Raw genomic sequence first — 18,088 nt, 5'->3', positions numbered from 1 at the left:
GGCACCCCACCCACCACGCTGGCCAGCGGCGATGCCTCACGCCTCACGAACTACAGCTGCCGTGTCAGATCGTGGGTCCGGCCCGGAGTGCCGGCGACAGCCACAGAATCTCGCCGGCCGGGTCCGTGACGACCTGCACGTTCACCGCGTGCCGCTTGTGTTTCGAGGAGTAGTCGGCCCTGCCGTCGCCGACGCGGTCGCGCTCTGTGAGTGTGCCGTCCAGAAGGACGAAGTCCGGGTCGTGCGCGCGCAGCGTCGTCAGAAGGCCGGGCGCCTGTTCGGCGAGCAGACCGGTGACCGCGGTGACGTAGGCGTGGGCGGTGCCGACGGATATCCCGAAGGCCGCGGCGATACGGGCGAGGGTGTCGTGGCGACGCAGGTACACGAGTACGACGAGCGCACGGCGGTGCGGCGGGAGTTTGCACCGCCGGTCACCCTCACGGGTGACGATGAGCATCGTGACCCACTCGACCAGGGCGTGAGGCAGATCGAGTGCGGCAGGATACGGAACCAACAGGGCTCCTGTGCTGCTGAGTTGAGACGTCGAACACCTCCCTCAACGGCACGGGAGCCCTGTCCGTTGCCCATCCCGACCTCGCACCGCCCCGTCACCCCATCAATGGCCCCGCTGAAAACGCTCAGTGGGATCTGTCCCGACTGGTGGACACCTCGTCTCAGGCGCGCCGGTAGGGCGGGTAGGTCCTGGGGGGATCTCTATATGGTGCTCGCCCACCTTCAAGGCGGACGCCGCTGCCTGAGAGGCTCTGTGCGACTGGGTGCAGGGCGACCGGGCCGCCGTGGTGGTGGGGGGAGAGGCCCGCTGGGCCCCACCTCCCGCGACCGCGCGGGCGGGGGCCGTATCCCGGCCAAATGAGGCCCGTCCGCTGGAGCCGGCTCCCGGGTGACCACTCCGATCAGACGACTCCCGCACCAAGACCTCAACCCAACACAGCGGACGATCAACCGGGCTCTGTCAGCGGCACGAGCACCGGTCGGACGAAGCGTCGCGAGACTGAAGTCCCGGCGAATCTTCCGCCGGGCCCGCTGCAGCCTCAACCGCATGAGCGTCATCGCCGCCGTCGTCCTCACCCTGGAGCGTCAACGCTGAAGAAGCTCACGGAATCGAGTCTCTGCCTGGCACGGGGCGGTTCCGTCACGTACCGCGCCGGGTTCGGTGTGGTCACAGCCACCTTGGTTGACGCGTTAACCATTTTTCCTCTAGGGTTTGGTTCAAGCCTCAACCAATGAGGCGGCCGACCGTGTACTGCAGGCGCATGGCGCCGCGTACCGCAAGCGCATGACCAGATCACCGGTCGGCTTTCGAACCGCTTGGAGACATCAATGGCCACCCTTCTGCACATCGACGCGTCCGTGTTCCCCAGCGGAGCCTCCTCTTCCCGTGCCGTGACGGGGACCTTCCGCACGGTCTGGGAGGAGCAGCACCCGCAGGGCACCGTGATCTACCGCGATCTGGCCGTGAACCCCGTCCCGCACATCAGCGCTGCCGCGCACACCGCCGCTTTCGCCGACCCGGCGGCGCACACCCCGGACCAGGCGGCCGCCTTCGCCGATCGCGTCAAGCTGATCGAGGAACTCGAGCAGGCGGATGCCGTGCTGATCGGCGCTCCGATGTACAACTACTCGATTCCCTCGACGCTCAAGGCCTGGCTCGACAATGTCATTCTGATCGGCCGTACCGCCGCGGTGGAAGACTCGAAGCTCAAGGGCACTCCGGTCACCGTCGTCGCGAGCCGCGGCGGCTCCTACGCGCCGGGCACCCCCCGCGAGGGCTATGAGTACGTGCAGAACTACCTCGCGGCGATCTTCACCGACACCTTCGGCATGGACCTCGGGTTCGTCGTCCCCGAGCTCACCATGGCCCCGCACAACCCGGCCATGAGCACGCTCGTCCCCCTCTACGAGGCCTCCCACGAGCGCGCACTCCAGGACGCGGCCGCCAGGGCCAAGGAAGTGGCGCGGCGCTTCGCGGCCTGACCGCGGCCCAGGCCGTCAGCGGAACGCCCACAACCGCGGTGGACCACTCTCAGGCCGCTTGAACCGACAGCGGGGCCGCACAGCCTTCCCTGCCCTTTCGCAGCCAGGACTGTGCGGCCTTCGTCCGATCGACTGGGTTCAGCCGGTCCGATCGAAGCCGACCCATTTCACCGCCGACACCATACGACTGGAACAGGACCATGGCCACACGCACGCGATACGCAATCATCGGCACCGGTAACATCGGTTCCGCCCTGGCGATCCTCTTTGACAGGGCCGGCATCAGTGTCTCCATCGCCAACACCCGCGGACCGGATTCCATCCCCGAATTCGGAGCCACGGTGCACGCCGTGACACTCGAGGAAGCGCTCGAATCGGACATCATTTTCGTAGCCATTCCCTTCCTTGCGGTGGAAGACCTCGGCAAGAAGCTGCCGAACTGGGATGGCAAGATCGTCATTGATACCACGAACGCCTTCTACGCACCGAACGCCGAGGCAGTCCTCAAGGGCCGCCTGTCGTCGGACTTCGTCGGCGAAGTGCTGCCAGGCGCGGTCATCGTGAAGGCGTTCAACCAGCTTCCGTCGAAGACCCTCGCCGCCGAAGTCCCCAGCGGTCAGGGCAAGCGGGTGATCTTCGTCTCCAGCAATTCCGACGACGCCGGCAACGAGGTCGCACGGCTGGTCGCGGAGCTCGGTCTCGCGGCTGTCGAGCTGGGGAGGATCGACGAAGGCGGTCGCCTGATCCAGGCGCCGAACGCACTTGTCCTCAGGAACCTGGTCGAGCAGCCCTTCGCGTGACCGGCCGAACCGGCCGACTCGCACTCCGCACGCAGACGATCCGTGCTCGCGGTGAAAAAACCCCGCACCGCATAGTTTTCCCGCCACAGCAGAACCCAGCCCGAGGGGGGCACGCTCGTCCCGTACGAGCCTGCCCCCTCAAGGCGATCACTGAAAGGTCATACTCATGTACATCTCCGCCGCTGTTCTCAGCGTGATTCTCGCCTTCGTGGCACTGGCCGCTGGAATGCCCAAGACGCTGCTGAAGGGCAGCGTACCCGCACAGCTGCAGTCGCCCGGTGGGCTGAGTGCCTCGCTGGTCCGTTTCATCGGACTGGCTGAGGTGGCTGCCGCCGTCGGCCTGGTGGTCGGGCTCTTCTGGCAGCCTCTCGGCATTGCCGCAGCGGCCGGGTTCGCTGTTCTGCTCGTGGGAGCCGTGCGTTTCCACGCCAGGGCCGGTGACTACGCCAACCCCGAAACCCGCGGCAACGCCATGGCTCCGATCATCCTCACCGTCGTTGCCATCGCTGCTGCCGTGACCCTGACCCTCGCCATGTGACGCCCTCCGAATGCGCCCTGCCGTATCTGGCCCCCACAGGAAACGGCACGGGCACCCCGCCGCGCGCTCACCGGCCTTGACAGGCGCGTTGGACGTTCCTGCAGGTCACGGGAGAGGAGGCGAGGCCGAGGAAGGCTTCATCGATGTCGTCGCGTCGTTCCCAGCGGATGCGCAGGTGGCGAAAGCCGTGCATCCAGGCGCTCGTACTCTGGACGACATGACGGAAGATGCCCAGGCCCGGCCGTGAGGCTGACCGGTAGGACCTTTCACGCATCTACGCCGGGGTCGCCTGGCCCTCACCCCTGACGACCACACCCGCCCCCGAGGACGACATCGGAACACGGGCGGGCTCGGCGCCGGGAAACGGACGCGAGCCGGCGTCGTGGGCCATGGGGCGGTCGGCCGGACCAGAGGTCACCGCGCGTCCAGCCGCCACGGCCACCTGCCCGGCGCGCCCGCGGTCACGGCACCAGCGGCCCAGGCGGCTCAGCCGCCGGGATTGAGCGCCGTGCCCGTGATGACCGATCGCAACGCCGCCGACGTGCGGTCTATGTGCTGGGTCAGCAATCCCGCCGCTCTGTCGGCGTCCCGGCTCAGCACGGCGTCCAGAAGTTGCTGGTGCTCCCCGGCTATGTCCCGGTCGAGGTCGCGCCCGACAGGACGCGACCACCGACGGTACAGGGTTGCCGCATCCCGGAGGGAGACGGCGGAGCCCAGCAGTCGGTCGTTCCCGCATGCCTCCAGCAGTGACAGGTGGAACTGCTCGTGGAGGGTGAACCATTGGCTGTTCATCTCGCCCCCGGGCAGCACGGCAGGGGTGCCCACCATGTGGTGGTGGGCGGCGACGGCCACGGCTTCCCATTCCACGCCGCCACGTTCGATCGCCCGCCGCAGCACCATCGTCTCGATCTCGATCCGTGCCTCGGTGAGGTCGTTGAGATCGTCCAGCGACACCGTGACCACGCTGAAGCCCTGCTGAGGGGCCGCCAGGACCAAGCCCTGTTCGGACAGGCGTGTGAGTGCTTCGCGTACGACGGACTGACTCACATCGAAACGTTGAGCCAGTTCCACAAGCCGCAGTCGCTGGCCCGGCTGCCACTCCCCTTGGAAGATCTCCTCCCGGACCCTCGCGTACACGATTGCCGCCCGTGTCGGCTTCTCACCCGCCATGACAATGCACTCTACACGAAAACGACAGTGTGGCGGATTATCGATATTCTCTTGCTTTAACGCTAAACCATGGGAAGACTGGCAGCGAGACACCCACGCGACTCCAGGAGAAGCCTCATGCGCATGGCGAACATCAACGGGCGACTGACGATCAAGGCCCCCGACGGACATGTCGACGTCGCGATCGCCAGTGAAGGGCGATTCGGCCCCGACCCGCAGACCGCGCTCGCCGAATGGGACGAGTTCGCCGCCTGGGCCGACGCGTTCCTCGGTGCGGGCGTGGTACCGGAAGCCGCCCGGATCGGGACCGAGACCAACGTCGTGTGGGGGCCGCCGGTCCCGCGTCCTCAGCAGATCTTCGCGATCGGGCTGAACTACCGCGACCACGTGGCCGAGGGCGGTCTGCAGGTGCCGACCGAGCCGGCCGTCTTCACCAAGTTCTCGAGCAGCCTCACCGGGCACGAATGCGTGGTGACGCTGCCGGACGGCCAGGTGGACTGGGAAGCCGAGCTCGTCGTCGTCATCGGCCGGCCCTGCCACCAGGTGGGCCGGGAGGCGGCTTGGTCGTACGTCGCCGGGCTGACCGTCGGACAGGACCTGTCGGAGCGTCAGCTGCAGCTGACCGGCCCCATGCCGCAGTTCTCCCTGGGCAAGTCCTACCCCGGCTTTTCCCCGGTGGGGCCCGAGCTTGTCAGTATCGACGAGTTCGCCGACCCCGGCGACCTGGAACTCTTTTGCATGCTCGAGGGTGGCGAGGTCCTGCAGAAGAGCCGCACCTCCAGCATGGTCTTCGACGTACCCGAGCTCATCGCGCGCCTGTCCGCGGTCTGTCCGCTGCAGCCCGGAGACCTGATCTTCACGGGCACCCCTGCCGGTGTCGGCTGGGCCCGCACCCCCCAGCAGTTCCTCAGGCCTGGTGATGTTCTCGTGACCGGAATCGAAGGCATCGGCACCCTGCGCACACCGGTGTCCACCGTCTGACCCACATCGAAGGACGTTCGTAGAGCCGAAAGGATCCGCGCTGATGCCGCTGCACCGCCTGACCCAGATCGTCATGGGCGTGCCCAACGTCGAGCAGACCGCCGCCTACTACACCGACTTCGGGCTCACCCCCAGGCAGGACCACAGTCCCACTCCGCGGGAACCGCACCCCTCGCAGCACATCCTGTCGACCGTGGACGGCGGAGAGCAACTGCGCATCGTCCACTCCGCCCGCCGCCGACTCGTCGAGCTCGGCGTCGGCGCCGACCACCCTGACGACCTCGACCGTGTGGCGGTCGCCCTGGCCGGGCTGGACGTCCCGGTCCACCGCACGCCCGACAGCGTCGTCGCCACCGACCCGGGCACCGAAGTGCGGGTAAGGGTGGAACTCGCGCCGCGTTGCAAGCAAGTACCCACCCCGCCTCCCGCCTACAACACCCCTGGGGCAGACGCCCGCCTGCACGAGCGAGCCCCGGCCATTTTGCGCGAAAATAAGGTCAGGCCGCGCAAACTTGGGCATGTCCTACTCGGCTCCACCGACCAGGAGAGCTCGCAGAGGTTTTTCCAGCAGGGCATCGGCTTCAAGGTCAGCGACCTTGTCGCCGGACAGGCCGCGTTCATGCGCTGCTCCACCGACCATCACAACCTTCTGGTGCACCAGGCGCCGATCTCCTTCCTGCACCACACCTCATGGCAGGTTGACGACGTCGACGAGATCGGCCGCGGGGCCGCCGCCATGCTCGAAGCCGATCCCAGCAGGCACATCTGGGGCCTGGGCCGGCACTACGTGGGTTCGAACTTCTTCTGGTATCTGAAGGATCCGGCAGGGAACTTCTCCGAGTACTACTCCGATCTGGACTGCATCGTCGATGACGCCCTGTGGAAGCCGGGGGTCTTCGAAGCCGCCAGGTCGCTGTACGCGTGGGGTCCTACCGCACCGCCGTCTTTCCTCGCCCCCGAGGATCTGGCCGCCCTGATGACCGGCGCACACGCCCCGTCCCAGTAACAGCGGCCCCGTGCATCAGCCGGATACGCACGAAGCCCTGCGGCCGACCGCCGCTGAGCGGAACAACACCAACCGGGGCGTGAGCCAAAGCGCCGCCCCGATCCGGCACAGCCCAACAGCGCCACGGGAGACGAGTTCGACGCGCCCCGTGGCGAGGCCGGCTCATGCCCGGCACCCCGTACCGTCCGGAGGAAAACATGGACAACAACCCTACGAGTGAGCCCTCTGCCGACCAGCCGCGGCGGATCGGACGCAGGTCGGTGATCGCCGGCGCGACAGCCGCCGGCGCCATGACCGTTGTGAGCCGGACCCCGGCGCTCGCGGCTGAGCACAGCGCTGCCCGCACCACGGTCACAGATGCCCCCACCTTCTCCAAGGACCGCCCGGTACTGTTCCGGGGAGCGACGGTCATCACCATGGACAAACACCTCGGCGTGTTGCACAACGCCGACGTCCTGGTCAAGAAGAACAAGATCCGGGCCGTCGGTCACCGCCTCTCCGCGCCGGACGACGCGGCCGTCATCGAGGCCCATGGCGCCATCCTGATACCCGGGTTCGTCGACACCCACCGCCACATGTGGCAGTCCACCCTGCGAGGTGTCGGAGCCGACTGGACACTCACCGAATACATCAACTGGATCTACGGCTGGTTCAAGCACTACAGGGCACAGGACGTCTACACGGGCAACTACCTCGGCCAGGTCGAGGCCATCAGTGACGGCGTGACCACTGTCATGGACTGGTGTCACGGCGCTCAGACCCCCGAGTACGCCGACGCCGCGGTCGACGCCCACTTCGACCTTCCCGGCCGCACCCGCTTCGGCTACGGCAACCTCTTCACCAACGATCCTTCCTGGGTGTACGGCGGCGACGTGGACCGCATGCTGAACGCCAGATTCAGCTCACCCGACCAGCTCGTCACCATGCAGCTGGCCCTCGACGCCGTCAACCTGGTACCGAACCTGGCGGCCGCGTTCCGGTACGCCAAGGAGCGCAACCTGGCAGTCAGCAGCCACGTCGGCATCTTCGGCGTCACCGGGGACGACAGCATCCGCTTCCTCGCCGACAACGCCTTCCTCTCCCCCACCTCCACTCTGGTCCACGCGGCCACGCTCTCGGACGACTCCTACCGTCGTATCGCCGACAGCGGCGCTCATCTGTCCGTCTCCGCGGAGAGCGAACTCAACGCGGGTCAGGGCTATCCCCCCACCGGAGCCGCACGCCGCTTCGGTGTCCCCGTCTCGCTCTCCATGGACACGGTGGTGTGGTGGAGCGGCGACATGTTCTCCGCCATGCGCGCCACACTCGACGCCGACCGGGGACTTGCCTTCCTCCGGGCCCATGAGGCCGGCAACGGGATCGAGCGCAACGAACTGCGCGCCGCCGACGTCCTGCGCTACGCCACCCTCGGCGGCGCCGAGGCTCTCGGCATGGCTGACCTCATCGGTTCCATCACTCCCGGGAAGCTGGCGGACCTGGTCCTGCTCCGCACTGACACTCCCGCCATGACTCCGGTCAGCAATCCGATCGGCCACGTGGTCTTCCAAGCCGGCCGCGGCGACGTCGACACCGTCATGGTCAACGGCAAGGTGCTCAAGCACCAAGGCGTGCTGCTCGGCCACTACCTCGATCGGGCCCGACGCCTGGCCCATGAGTCCCTGGCCCACCTCAAGTCCGAGATCGGTGACGCCGAATGGGACAAGGCGATCGGCACCGCTGAATACTAGGGCCTGCGTGATGATGTGATCCGCCTTGCCGATCCCGGTGCCTCGGGAAGGGGAATCCGGTAGGAGGGCGGTCGTGACGCGCGGGCAACTCGCTGACGAACAGTGCAAGTTGTGCAAGTTGATCTAGCCGTTCCTGCCGGTGGGCGGGTACGGGCCGTACCGCGGGCGGCTGCGGGATCACTTCGAGGAGATGGTCCGGCGGTTCGGCACCAGCAGCCGGTGGCGGGAGACGCCCGGCGAGTTCGGCCCGTGGCCGACACGGTTGTGACCGACCCCGGTCGGTAAGAACGGCGGCACATCAGGCGACGGTGCAAGCTCCGCTTGAGCCAGGCCCTGCTCGGCGGATCTCGCGGCCTGCGCGACGCTGGGCTGACGAGCAGGATTCCTCTCGCCGCGGACGCACGTGCCGTCCCTCAGGCCTTGTCCTGACCGCAGGGCAGGCCGCCGACAGCCCGCGGTTCGTCCCGGCGCTGCGGAAGGCGCATCCGTCCACCCGTCGGGCCGGGTCCGTACCCGGCCCGACGCTGTCGCCGCGGACAAGGCCTCCTCCTCCCGCGCCAACCGCTCCTACCTGTGCGAACGCCACATCAAGGCAGTCATCCCGGAGAAGAAGGACCAGGCCGCCAACCGGAAGAAGAAGGGCACCGGGGCGGCCGCCCCACCTTTACGACGCCGATCTGTGCAGAGAATCGAACAGCGTCGAGCGTCTGATCAACACGTTGAAGGCCTGGCGGGGCATCACGACCCCATACGACAAGAAACCCGAGAGCTACCCTGCCGCCCTCCACCTCCGTGCCTCGATGATCTGGACCAACGACGTCCTGAAGGCAGCTGGTTGATCACGACATCACACAGGCCCTGGTACGTGACCGCAGGCAGTGTCCAGCCACGCCTCCCGCGTGCGGGGCCGCTTGTCACCACTGGGGCCACCCCCGTCACCACCGGAGGTGGGGGCCCTGTACGGCATCGCCCGCAACACGTCCTCGCCGCCAACAGGAATCCGGCGCAAAGGACCCACTGTGGTGATCACGGACTGTGCACGTCCGGCACGCTCCTGGGCGCCCGGGATCCCCATCCGTCACCAATCACCCCGGAACACGACCTGCTGCACACCGCAGCCTCGAAAGGAAAGCACAACCTCATGAACGCGGCACACCTGCGCGAGCGACTCATCGGTGCCTGGAGGCTCGTCTCCTACGAGACCCGCAGAGTCTCCGACGGATCGGTCGACCACCCCTTCGGAAAAGACGCCCTTGGGCTGATCCTCTATACTCCAGACGGTTACATGTCCGCGCAGCTCATGGCGCGTGGTGCTCAGCCCTTCGACCAGGCCGATCTGCACCGAGCCGGCAACGCGGAACTGGCCCAGGCCGCCCGCCACTATCTCGCCTACTCAGGACCGTTCGAGGTGAGTGAGGACGGCCGCCTGACCCACCACATGTCCGTGAGTCTCTTCCCGAACTGGCTCGGCCAGACCCAGGAGCGCGTCGTCACACTGACGGAAGGTCTTCTGCGACTGACCACCGCAGCCCCCGTCCTGAGCGAAGGCCACCTGTGCGAGCCCTGCCTCACCTGGGAGCGCGTCTGACGGCGTGACACCGTGCGGCGGCGGCGCGCGGACCTTGTCGCCGCGAGCGAGATCTACGGTCCGGCCGGCCGGACCTGCGGGGCTGCACCTGGCCGTCGACGGCCACGGTCCGTACCGCTCGACATCGCTGGCCACTTCGGCGACGCCACTCTGAAGAGTACCGACAGACAACCGAATCGGTGTGCCGCCGGCAGCCGCATCCACCAACTCGGCCCCGACCTTCGTGGTTGGTATACCGGAACTGCGGCTCCCGGTCAGGGTGTTGAGCCGCCGACCCTCGGACCTGATCGGTCGCCGGCGGTCAGGTGGGCCGGACGGATGAGGACACGGGGTCAGCGGGAGAAACACGTCGCGGATGCCGGTCGGCATTCACCGCGGTCGAGGAGGTGCCTTGAGGGGTGGGGTAGAGCGAAGGTCCGCTCGACGGAGTAGCAGACTGTGTCCAGGTCCTTGACGGGACCGGTCATCGCCGGCCGCGTCGAGTGCGACGGGCGGGACAGGTGCGGTCGGCCTGAATGCCCCAAAACGCCGTCGGTAGGGTACTTCCGAGCCCTACCGACGGTCACCAGGACCGGATCTGACAGCCCTTGGCGGTGCGACGACGTACGGGAAGCCCCGCGGGCACCGGCGGTCACATGCTCATTCCCGGCCCAGCGCGGGGAGCGGTTCAGCTCAGTTCGTACTGGTCCGAGAACAGTTGGAAGGACAAGCGCAGGTGGCCCTCGTTGAGTTCCCAGCCATGCACGCTGTTCCGGCGCACTCCCGCACGGTGGAAGGGCTCGGTCTGCGCGATCGCGATCGCTTCCTGTCTTGACCTGGCCCGCAGGATGGCGGTGCCGCTGCCGTCCCACCCCACCTCGTCCCTGTGGGCGCCTGACAGGAAGAGGGCCCCCGAACGCTCGTGATCGCGCAGCCACAGGAGATGCTCACGCAGATGCGGGGTCAATGCCGGGATGGGATCTGTGGTCTGCTCCACCATCTCCATGCGGACCATGTAGAGCTGCAGGCCCCTCAGACGTTTCATCAGGTCTTCGAGGGTGGGCTCGTCGTCGCTTGCCAATGAATTCGTCGACTCGGTCATCGCAGAACTCCCGGAGTGCTTGCCGATGAAAGGGATTGCCAAGGCGACCCAGAGCATCCGCACAGCGGACGCGGGGTGCTGAACTCCACCTCGGCGGTCGCCGCTACCGGCTTCCCGGTCGGCGTGGAACTAGAAGTGAACCCTGACTGCTTGTTCAAGAGGCATTGGCCCGGTCACAGCGCCCCCGTCGCCTGGCAGGGGAGGGGGGCCGGCGACAGGGGCGCGGTGGCCGGTGAGCCGAGAGACTCGGTCCCGCCAAGGCCGTTCTCGAATATTTTCACCCAAGTTAGCGACAGTGTCAAAGGAAATCGATTTTATTTCACGACTATGCCCTGCGGCGTTTCTTCGGCGGGCCGGCCGGGGACGGGTGCCGTCCGCTCCGCGTGTCGGCGGAGGAGGGTGCGTCTCCGACGCTTTCGGAGGCGTCCGGTCTCGCAGACTCCTCGTCGGCGATGAGGAAATCGCTGGTCAGCAGGATCTCGGTCGTCTGGCGCAGATGCTGTTCGAGCAGTTCGGCGGCGAGATCGGCGTCCCGGGACATCGCGGCGTTCACTATCGCCGTGTGCTCTCCGTGGATGTCGCGCTTCCCTCGCTGCGCGGGCATGGTCCAACGGCGGTATACCTCGGCCGCGTCGTATGGGCCCTGGCGGAGCTCCATCAGCAACGGGCTGCCACATCCCGACGCCAGTGCCTCGTGGAGCTCGGCGTGGGCGGTCGACCATGCCTCGGACACCTGGGAAGCCGCGCCCGGAACGCGGAACTCCGTCCGGCCCAGTTTGTGCAAAGCGCCGACTACCCGCGACTCCCACTCCAGATCGCCCTTCTCGATGGCCCAGCGCAACGCCAGGGTCTCAAGCTCGACCCGGACGTTCGTCAGGTCGACCAGGCCGGGGCGATCCAATGGGATCACCGAGAAGCCGAGCTGGGGCTCGGACCGGACCAGGCCCTCGGCTGACAGTCGGGTCAGCGCCTCGCGTACCACCGACAGGCTCACGGAGAAGCGATCGCACAGCGGGCTCACCTTCAGTCGCTGCCCGGGGCGGAGACGAGCCGAGAGAATGTCGGAGCGGATCTGCCTGTAGACCTCCACGACTCGGCTCGACCCCTGCTGCCGGGAGCTCATATCAACCATGCGGCCAGATCCTAGTCCGTCGGGTCATGTGTGCAGCCGTCGTCGGAGGTACAGGCTCTGCCGAACGCCGTGCTCGCGCACCTGCCCGGGCACAGACTGTGGACCTTGACGTGTGACGGCGCACCACAGACGATGGTAGCAAAATCGATCCTACAGAGGAAAAACGACAAGGGTGAAGGTTCCATGAACCAGCGTCTCGAAGCGGACGGCTTTGACGTCCCCGTCGGCGACCGCTACTTCGAGGACTACGTGGCGGGAACGATCCACGAGTACGGCGGCGTCACGGTCTCCGAACGGGAGATCGTCGACTTCGCGTCCAGGTTCGATCCCCAGTCGTTTCACGTCGACCCCGTCGCGGCAGCACACGGGCCGTTCGGTGGTCTGATCGCGAGCGGCTGGCACACCGTCGCTCTGATGATGCGGCTGTTCGCCACGCGCTACCTGTCCACGGTCGCCAGCCTCGGCAGTCCAGGAGTCGACGAGCTGCGCTGGCTGAAGCCCGTACGTCCCGGTGATCACCTGCGTCTGCGGGTGACGATCCTGGACGCTCGGCGCTCGCGGTCCGATCCACGGCGCGGGATCGTACGGACCCTCGCCGAGCTCGTCGACCTGGAGGATCGGCCCGTGCTGCGGGTGACGGTGGTCAACCTGCTAAGAACCCGTGACGGTTGCTGACCCCGCGCGCGGTGGTCGTGACCGGAGTATCCGCCAGGCCGGCCCGGAGGCCGGACGGTGATGCCGAGCAGGCGGACACGCTCAGCTATGCTGACCACCGTGTCGAGCCGTCAGCGCCCCAACGATTTCGCACCGCGAGACCTGGACGCGGCGACGCTGGCCGCCTGGCGGAATGTGCGCGACGCGGGCGAGGTGGTCGTCACCCGCGTCTCCGCCGAGATGGAGAGCCAGTCCGGGCTGTCTTTGGACTGGTACGGGATCCTCCTGCACATCTACGAAGGCGGCGAGGACGATCGCCTCCCCCAGCGTGAGCTTGAGCGTCACCTGTATCTGAGCCAGAGCGGGATCAGCCGGATGGTGTCCAAGATGCAGGACGCCGGATTGGTGCGGCGTGAACCCATCCCGCACGACCGTCGTAACGTGTACGTCGTTCTGACCGATCTCGGCCGGGACGTGTTCCTGCGGGCCACTCCCGTGCACCACGCCGCCGTGCAGAGGCACTTCGGCAGCTGGTTGTCCGACGACGAGATCACCTCGATCGGCCGCGGCCTGCAGAAGGTCCTCACCGACGGGAGCGGCCCCGAGGTCCAGTGCGGCGAAAAACTCGACCGTCTGGTCACCTTTGGTCAGAGTGTGCTGGCGATGACCTCCGACACCGTCGCCGTCAGCGACGCGATCCTCGTGCGTGACGCTCTGGAGCCGCTGCTGCTGGCTGACGCCGCCCGCCATGTCACGTCGTCGGCCGTGCAGGACATGCGGGCCGTCGTGGCCCGCATGTCGACACTGATCGACTCACCGGAGGAGTTCTTCCGCTGCGACTGGGAGCTGCACCGCCTCCTGGCCGGGTACTGCCACAACGAGCTTCTCCGCTCGATGTACCTGACCCTCCTCGACATCCTCTCCTCGCGTCTGGACAGCGTGGTGCCGACGACCAACCTCACCCCTTACCTCTACGATCGGCTGTCCGTCCATGCTCGGCTTGTGGAGGCGGTCGCGTCCGGTGACGAGGACCAGGTGGCCGAGGCCGCGCGTGCACACCACTTCACCATGGCCCGCACCCGGCTCGTCGACCCGCCCGGTGAGTGACTGCTCGGGACCGGAACGCTCCCGCCCTTGATCGAGGTGCTCCTCGGCAGGTCACACGGCGGGAGCCGGAGCCAGTGCGGCGGCGCCCGCGAAGGTGGCCGCGGAGCCCAGCCGGGCCTCGATCTCCAGCAGCCTGTTCCATTTGGCCGTGCGCTCCGAACGCATCGTGGAGCCGACCTTGATCTGCCCGGTTCGCCAGCCGACCGCGAGATCCGCCAGCCACGAGTCCTCGGTTTCGCCGGAGCGGGCGGACAGCACGGTCGCCATGGCCGCGCCGTGCGCCAGGTTTACGACCTCGTGGGCCGCGGTCAGGGTGCCGATCTGGTTCGGCTTGACCAGGACGGCGTTGGCCGCCGAGCACGCGATACCCCGGCGCAGCCGCTTCGGGTCGGTGACGAAGAGGTCGTCGCCGAGGACCTGCATCCCGGCGAGGGCCGCCGCGGCACCCGGCCAGTGCTCCCAGTCGTCCTCGGCCAGTGGGTCCTCGATGGACACGATGGGGAAGTCGGCCGCCCAGGACCGTAGTTCCTCCGTCAGCTCCACCGCGGTCAGGGCGCGCTGTTCAGCCGCGAGATCGTAGGTCCGGCCGGCCGGATCGTAGAACTCGCTCGCGGCGACGTCGATGGCGATCGCCGCGTCGGTGCCGAGGCGGAACCCGGCTTTCTCGATTCCGGCGGCCAGCAGTTCCAGAGCCGCGCGGTTGGACGGCAGTACGGGCCCGAGACCGCCCTCGTCCGCGATCAGGGCGACGTTGTGCCCTCGCGAGGCCACCACCGCGGCGGTACTTCGGCGGACCTCCCATGCGGTTTCGATCGCCTCGGCGAAGCTGCCGGCGCCGATCGGCACCACCAGGAAGTCCTGGATGTCGACGGCACGTCCGGCATGCGCACCCCCGGAGATGATGTTGACCATCGGCATCGGCAGCAGCGGGGCCGCCGATCCTTCCGCCACATAACGGTAAAGGGGTTCACCGGCCGCGTCGGCGGCAGCGCGCGCGGTGGCCACCGAGACGGCGAGCACGGCGTTGGCTCCCACCACAGAGAGGTCCGCGGTGCCGTCGGCGGCGCGCAGCGCGGTGTCGACGTCCGCCTGCGCGGTGGCGTCCAGGCCGCGCACGGCTGTGGCGAGCACACTGTTGACCTGGGCGGTCGCGGTACGCACGCCGTCGCCCCCGTAGCGTTGCCCACCGTCGCGCAGGGCCTTGGCCTCGTGGGTTCCGACCGAGGCACCGGATGGCACCATGGCGGTTCCTCTGGTACCACCGGTCAGACCGACCTCGCAGGCGACGGTCGGTGTGCCCCGGGAGTCGAGCGCCTCCCAGGCGAACACCTCGATGATGTCGGTCCGGTTCTTCACAGGACATGCCTCCACAGGTCGGTCAAGGACGGTGCGCTGCCCGCCAGCAGACCGCGCGCGAGAAGGCGGGCGTGGATCCGCTCGTTCTCACCGAGATAGGCGGCCGGCGACTTGCCGTCCACGCGGGCGAGCAGCAGACAGGCGACCTGCTCGACGAGATAGCTCTCGTCCACGGCACCGAAGTCCGCGGCGGTCTTGCCGGCGTAGCAGACCAGGAAGATGTCGGCGGCTCGCTGGAGCACCGCCGCGTCACCGGGGCGGTGCAGGGCCTTGCACACCAGGTGCGTCAACAGGAAAGCCAGGTCGAAGACCGGGTCGCCGACGTGGGCGACCTCCCAGTCGATGACCCACAGGCCGCTGTCGCCGACGAGTACGTTCTTCGGGGAGAAGTCGCCGTGCACCAGGCAGCGGTTGGTCTCCAGGAGCCTGTCGCCCAGCGAGGAGATACGGCCCGCCAGGTCCGGATGACGGGTGCCGACCCACCGGTAGAAAGGGTCCACGCGCAGCTGGCGGAATGTCTCGAGGTCGTGGAAGTCGGCCAGGACGTCCGGATCCGCCGCGGTGGCCAGGTGCCAGCCGGCGAGGATGTTGCCCAGCATCATGGGGATGCGGAGGTCCACCGTCCCGGCCAGAAGCTCGCCGCGCCATTCGCGGTGGCCGCGCGGTGCCCGGCCGATGACGGCGAGATGATGGCCGGGGTCGAGCGCGACGACCGGCGGCACCGTGCCTGGTTGCAGCCGTCCGGCCAGCCGTAGCGCTTGGGCTTCGGTGACCACCCGTTCCGGCGAGGCCAGCCATTCCTCGGTGACCCGCAACTGTGGAAGCGCGCGTTTGACCACGACGTCGATCCCGGGGGCGGTGAGGGCGAGGACGTCGTTGGAGACCCCGCCCGAGAGCACCTCGACGCCGGGGACGGGTGTGCCGTCGTCGGGGAGCACCCCGAGCCGGCGGAGACGACCCACGAGCACATCGAGGTCGGCGGGCGGCGGATCGGCGAACGTCAGGTCGTCGCCGACGGCGACGGCGGCATCATGGAGACCGCTCATCGGTCAACCGCCTTTCCGGTGCCCAGGCGTAGCCGAGGTGAGCCGAGCACATCGGGGTTGACCAGAGCGGCGGGAAGGCTTTTCCTGAGCACGGCCGCGACGTTGCGGGCGGCCGTGCGCTGCAGATCGGCGACCGCTTCATCGGATACGAACGCGGCGTGGGGGGTCAGGATCGCTGTCGGCCGGGCGCGCAGCGGATGGTCCGGCGGCGGGGGCTCGGTGCCGAGCACATCCAGTGCCGCGCCGGACAGCCGCGCGTCCCTCAGGGCGCGGACCAGAGCGGCTTCGTCGACGAGTGCGCCACGGGCGGTGTTGATCAGTACGGCTGTGGGTTTGACGAGCGCGAGTTCGCGCTCTCCGATGATGCCGCGGGTGGTGTCGGTGGACGGCAGGTGCAGAGAGATCACGTCGGCCTGGGCGAGCACATCGTCAAGCGTGGCCGCGAATGCCGCCACACCATCGGTCGCGGCACGGGTGCGCGACGGGCTGTAGGCCATGATCCGCATACCGAAGGCCACGGCGCGCACAGCTACCGCCTGGGCGATGGTGCCATAGCCGACCAGCCCGAGGACTCTGCCACGGAGCCTGTGCATGGCACCGAACTCCCGGTTGTCCCAGCCCCCGTCGGCGGTCTGGCTGTCGAACCGGGTGATGTTGCGGGCCTGGGCGAGGATCAGAGCCATGGTGTGGTCGGCGACCTCGTCGGTGCAGAAGTCCGGCACGTTGCTGACCAGGATGCCCAGTTCCGTGGCCACGTCGACGGCGATGTTGTCGATTCCAACGCCATAGCGGGCCACGGTCCTGCACTTGGGTGCGGCCCGCAGGACGGCTGGGGTCACGGGAGCCCAGCAGGTCATGACCGCATCGACGTCTGCCGCCAGTGCGCACAGTTCGTCCTCGGTTCCGGTGTCGGCGACGACGAGTTCCGCACCGGCTTCGGAGAGGATCGCGCGTTCGATGTCCAGAGACGGCCACGAGTAGTCCGTCACCAGCACCGTGGTGCTCATCCCCGGACCTCCGGGCCGGCGGTGAATGTGTGGCTCATCGTTCCGATGCGGGTGGCCCAGCTGGTGATCTCGTCGGAGGAGGTGAGGTACCGGGGCGGATCCATCAACGTGCCCACACCGGACGGAGTGCCGGTGAAGATCAGGTCGCCGGGCAGTAGCGTGAGGATGCCCGAGAGGTATTCGATCAACTGCGGAACCGAGAAGATGAGATCGCTGGTGCTGCTCTTCTGTACCTTTTGCCCGTTGAGCAGGCAGCCGAGTTCGATGTCGTCCGGGTCGTCGAACTCGTCCGGGGTTACCAGGACCGGGCCTATGGGACTGTACCCGGGATGCGATTTGCCCAGGCCGAACTGCGGATAGGTCTCCGGGCGGTTCTGGGTGTCCCGGTCGGAGATGTCCTGACCGACGGTGAGTCCGGCTACGTGTGACCAGGCGTCGGCGGCGGAGACTCGCCGAGCGGCACGCCCGATCACCACGACGACCTCGACCTCCCAGTCCACGCGCGGGCCGGACAGTTCGACGACGGCACCCGGTCCGGTGACGGAGCTGGGCCACTTGGTGAAGACCAGCGGAACCTCGGGCACCGGCCAGCCGACCTCTTCCACATGCCGCCGGTAGTTGGTGCCGATGCCGAAGGTCTGCACCGGGCGCGGGCTGGGTGCCCCCAGCTTCGACGGATCCAGGTCGGCGGCCCCTGCGAAGCTCTGTGAACCGGCCCATTCGGTGAACTCGGTCCAGGTGCTGTAGATGGCGGCGGTGTCGCTGCTGAAGCGACCCGCGCTGGCCTTCTCGACGTCGATGAACCTCTCCTCCTGTGTCAGGACCAGGCGGCCGTCGTGGTTGGCGATGCGCATGGAGACGATCTCCTCTGAGACGGGTGTTGTCGGCTCGCCCGTGCCC

General features: G+C 67.8%; 16 protein-coding genes and 4 pseudogenes. 11 read left to right on the top strand and 9 right to left on the bottom strand.

Annotation, left to right across the window (positions count from 1 at the left end):
* Positions 1-62 precede the first annotated feature (62 nt).
* Positions 63-514, bottom strand: a pseudogene (locus OG819_RS46040) (transposase family protein); the annotation flags it as partial.
* Between the two features lie 372 nt (positions 515-886).
* Between OG819_RS46040 and OG819_RS46035 the strand changes: the two are divergent.
* The 4 genes and pseudogenes from OG819_RS46035 to OG819_RS46020 all read left to right on the top strand — a co-directional run.
* Positions 887-1,108: pseudogene (locus OG819_RS46035) on the top strand (IS5/IS1182 family transposase); the annotation flags it as partial.
* Positions 1,109-1,341: 233 nt separating this feature from the next.
* Entirely contained in the window at positions 1,342-1,995 is a 654-nt protein-coding gene (locus tag OG819_RS46030) for an NAD(P)H-dependent oxidoreductase (RefSeq protein ID WP_266655385.1), read from the top strand.
* A 200-nt stretch (positions 1,996-2,195) separates the two neighbouring features.
* The gene (locus OG819_RS46025; RefSeq protein ID WP_266655383.1) at positions 2,196-2,795 is read left to right on the top strand and encodes an NAD(P)-binding domain-containing protein; all 600 of its coding nucleotides are present in this window, start codon (positions 2,196-2,198) and stop codon (positions 2,793-2,795) included.
* A 166-nt stretch (positions 2,796-2,961) separates the two neighbouring features.
* Positions 2,962-3,333: a DoxX family protein gene (locus tag OG819_RS46020; RefSeq protein WP_266655381.1), complete on the top strand. Its 372-nt coding sequence runs from the start codon at positions 2,962-2,964 to the stop codon at positions 3,331-3,333.
* 67 nt (positions 3,334-3,400) lie between these two features.
* Here OG819_RS46020 and OG819_RS46015 read toward each other — a convergent pair.
* Together OG819_RS46015 and OG819_RS46010 are read right to left on the bottom strand one after the other, a co-directional pair.
* Positions 3,401-3,571 (bottom strand): annotated as a pseudogene (locus OG819_RS46015) (IS5/IS1182 family transposase); the annotation flags it as partial.
* A 248-nt stretch (positions 3,572-3,819) separates the two neighbouring features.
* Positions 3,820-4,503 carry a GntR family transcriptional regulator gene (locus OG819_RS46010; protein ID WP_266426679.1) on the bottom strand — a complete coding sequence of 228 codons (684 nt, stop codon included), beginning with the start codon at positions 4,501-4,503 and terminating at the stop codon, positions 3,820-3,822.
* Positions 4,504-4,620: 117 nt separating this feature from the next.
* Between OG819_RS46010 and OG819_RS46005 the strand changes: the two genes are divergently transcribed.
* The 5 genes and pseudogenes from OG819_RS46005 (at position 4,621) to OG819_RS45985 (ending at position 9,805) form a co-directional block, all read left to right on the top strand.
* Entirely contained in the window at positions 4,621-5,484 is an 864-nt protein-coding gene (locus OG819_RS46005; protein WP_266426676.1) for a fumarylacetoacetate hydrolase family protein, read from the top strand.
* A gap of 43 nt (positions 5,485-5,527) precedes the next feature.
* Positions 5,528-6,490, top strand: a complete 963-nt coding sequence (locus tag OG819_RS46000; RefSeq protein WP_266655378.1) for a VOC family protein — start codon at positions 5,528-5,530, stop codon at positions 6,488-6,490.
* A 197-nt stretch (positions 6,491-6,687) separates the two neighbouring features.
* A complete protein-coding gene (locus OG819_RS45995) occupies positions 6,688-8,217 on the top strand; it encodes an amidohydrolase family protein (protein WP_266655376.1) in 1,530 nt (509 codons plus the stop codon).
* Between the two features lie 133 nt (positions 8,218-8,350).
* A pseudogene (locus OG819_RS45990) lies at positions 8,351-9,056 on the top strand (transposase).
* Between the two features lie 302 nt (positions 9,057-9,358).
* Entirely contained in the window at positions 9,359-9,805 is a 447-nt protein-coding gene (locus OG819_RS45985) for a lipocalin-like domain-containing protein (RefSeq protein WP_266655374.1), read from the top strand.
* Positions 9,806-10,472: 667 nt separating this feature from the next.
* Here OG819_RS45985 and OG819_RS45980 read toward each other — a convergent pair.
* Both OG819_RS45980 and OG819_RS45975 read right to left on the bottom strand, forming a co-directional pair.
* Positions 10,473-10,886, bottom strand: a complete 414-nt coding sequence (locus OG819_RS45980; protein WP_266655372.1) for a YciI family protein — start codon at positions 10,884-10,886, stop codon at positions 10,473-10,475.
* A 325-nt stretch (positions 10,887-11,211) separates the two neighbouring features.
* On the bottom strand, positions 11,212-12,018 hold the full coding sequence (locus OG819_RS45975) for a GntR family transcriptional regulator (protein WP_266655370.1): 807 nt from the start codon (positions 12,016-12,018) through the stop codon (positions 11,212-11,214).
* Positions 12,019-12,201: 183 nt separating this feature from the next.
* Between OG819_RS45975 and OG819_RS45970 the strand changes: the two genes are divergently transcribed.
* Positions 12,202-12,693 (top strand): MaoC family dehydratase, encoded by a 492-nt coding sequence (locus tag OG819_RS45970; protein WP_266655366.1) that lies wholly within the window; start codon positions 12,202-12,204, stop codon positions 12,691-12,693.
* Positions 12,694-12,792: 99 nt separating this feature from the next.
* A complete protein-coding gene (locus OG819_RS45965; protein WP_266655364.1) occupies positions 12,793-13,779 on the top strand; it encodes an FCD domain-containing protein in 987 nt (328 codons plus the stop codon).
* A 51-nt stretch (positions 13,780-13,830) separates the two neighbouring features.
* Here OG819_RS45965 and eno read toward each other — a convergent pair whose 3' ends face one another.
* Genes eno through OG819_RS45945 form a run of 4 tightly spaced genes read right to left on the bottom strand, consistent with a single transcriptional unit; the run spans position 13,831 to position 18,042 of the window.
* Complete coding sequence (gene eno, locus OG819_RS45960) at positions 13,831-15,135, bottom strand: phosphopyruvate hydratase (RefSeq protein ID WP_266655362.1); 1,305 nt, start codon at positions 15,133-15,135, stop codon at positions 13,831-13,833.
* Positions 15,132-16,181, bottom strand: a complete 1,050-nt coding sequence (locus OG819_RS45955; RefSeq protein ID WP_266655360.1) for a phosphotransferase — start codon at positions 16,179-16,181, stop codon at positions 15,132-15,134. The genes eno and OG819_RS45955 overlap by 4 nt, the downstream gene beginning before the upstream one ends.
* Positions 16,178-17,188 (bottom strand): C-terminal binding protein, encoded by a 1,011-nt coding sequence (locus OG819_RS45950; protein ID WP_266655358.1) that lies wholly within the window; start codon positions 17,186-17,188, stop codon positions 16,178-16,180. The genes OG819_RS45955 and OG819_RS45950 overlap by 4 nt, the downstream gene beginning before the upstream one ends.
* Entirely contained in the window at positions 17,185-18,042 is an 858-nt protein-coding gene (locus OG819_RS45945; protein ID WP_266655356.1) for a fumarylacetoacetate hydrolase family protein, read from the bottom strand. The genes OG819_RS45950 and OG819_RS45945 overlap by 4 nt, the downstream gene beginning before the upstream one ends.
* Positions 18,043-18,088: the final 46 nt, after the last annotated feature.

Origin of the sequence: Streptomyces sp. NBC_01549 (genome assembly GCF_026339955.1) — a bacterium.
Taxonomy (GTDB): Bacteria; Actinomycetota; Actinomycetes; order Streptomycetales; family Streptomycetaceae; genus Streptomyces.
The sequence above is the reverse complement of the archived record's forward strand: the minus strand, read 5'-3'. Positions and strand labels throughout refer to the sequence as shown.

What these genes read in the sequence shown, in the direction of transcription:
- OG819_RS45970 (WP_266655366.1), top strand. Translation starts at nt 12,202, where the DNA reads ATGAACCAGCGTCTCGAAGCGGACGGCTTTGACGTCCCCGTCGGCGAC.
- OG819_RS45955 (WP_266655360.1), bottom strand. Translation starts at nt 16,181, where the DNA reads ATGAGCGGTCTCCATGATGCCGCCGTCGCCGTCGGCGACGACCTGACG.
- OG819_RS46020 (WP_266655381.1), top strand. Translation starts at nt 2,962, where the DNA reads ATGTACATCTCCGCCGCTGTTCTCAGCGTGATTCTCGCCTTCGTGGCA.
- OG819_RS46010 (WP_266426679.1), bottom strand. Translation starts at nt 4,503, where the DNA reads ATGGCGGGTGAGAAGCCGACACGGGCGGCAATCGTGTACGCGAGGGTC.
- OG819_RS45980 (WP_266655372.1), bottom strand. Translation starts at nt 10,886, where the DNA reads ATGACCGAGTCGACGAATTCATTGGCAAGCGACGACGAGCCCACCCTC.
- OG819_RS45950 (WP_266655358.1), bottom strand. Translation starts at nt 17,188, where the DNA reads ATGAGCACCACGGTGCTGGTGACGGACTACTCGTGGCCGTCTCTGGAC.
- OG819_RS46030 (WP_266655385.1), top strand. Translation starts at nt 1,342, where the DNA reads ATGGCCACCCTTCTGCACATCGACGCGTCCGTGTTCCCCAGCGGAGCC.
- OG819_RS45995 (WP_266655376.1), top strand. Translation starts at nt 6,688, where the DNA reads ATGGACAACAACCCTACGAGTGAGCCCTCTGCCGACCAGCCGCGGCGG.
- OG819_RS45985 (WP_266655374.1), top strand. Translation starts at nt 9,359, where the DNA reads ATGAACGCGGCACACCTGCGCGAGCGACTCATCGGTGCCTGGAGGCTC.
- OG819_RS45975 (WP_266655370.1), bottom strand. Translation starts at nt 12,018, where the DNA reads ATGGTTGATATGAGCTCCCGGCAGCAGGGGTCGAGCCGAGTCGTGGAG.
- OG819_RS46000 (WP_266655378.1), top strand. Translation starts at nt 5,528, where the DNA reads ATGCCGCTGCACCGCCTGACCCAGATCGTCATGGGCGTGCCCAACGTC.
- OG819_RS45945 (WP_266655356.1), bottom strand. Translation starts at nt 18,042, where the DNA reads ATGCGCATCGCCAACCACGACGGCCGCCTGGTCCTGACACAGGAGGAG.
- OG819_RS46005 (WP_266426676.1), top strand. Translation starts at nt 4,621, where the DNA reads ATGCGCATGGCGAACATCAACGGGCGACTGACGATCAAGGCCCCCGAC.
- OG819_RS46025 (WP_266655383.1), top strand. Translation starts at nt 2,196, where the DNA reads ATGGCCACACGCACGCGATACGCAATCATCGGCACCGGTAACATCGGT.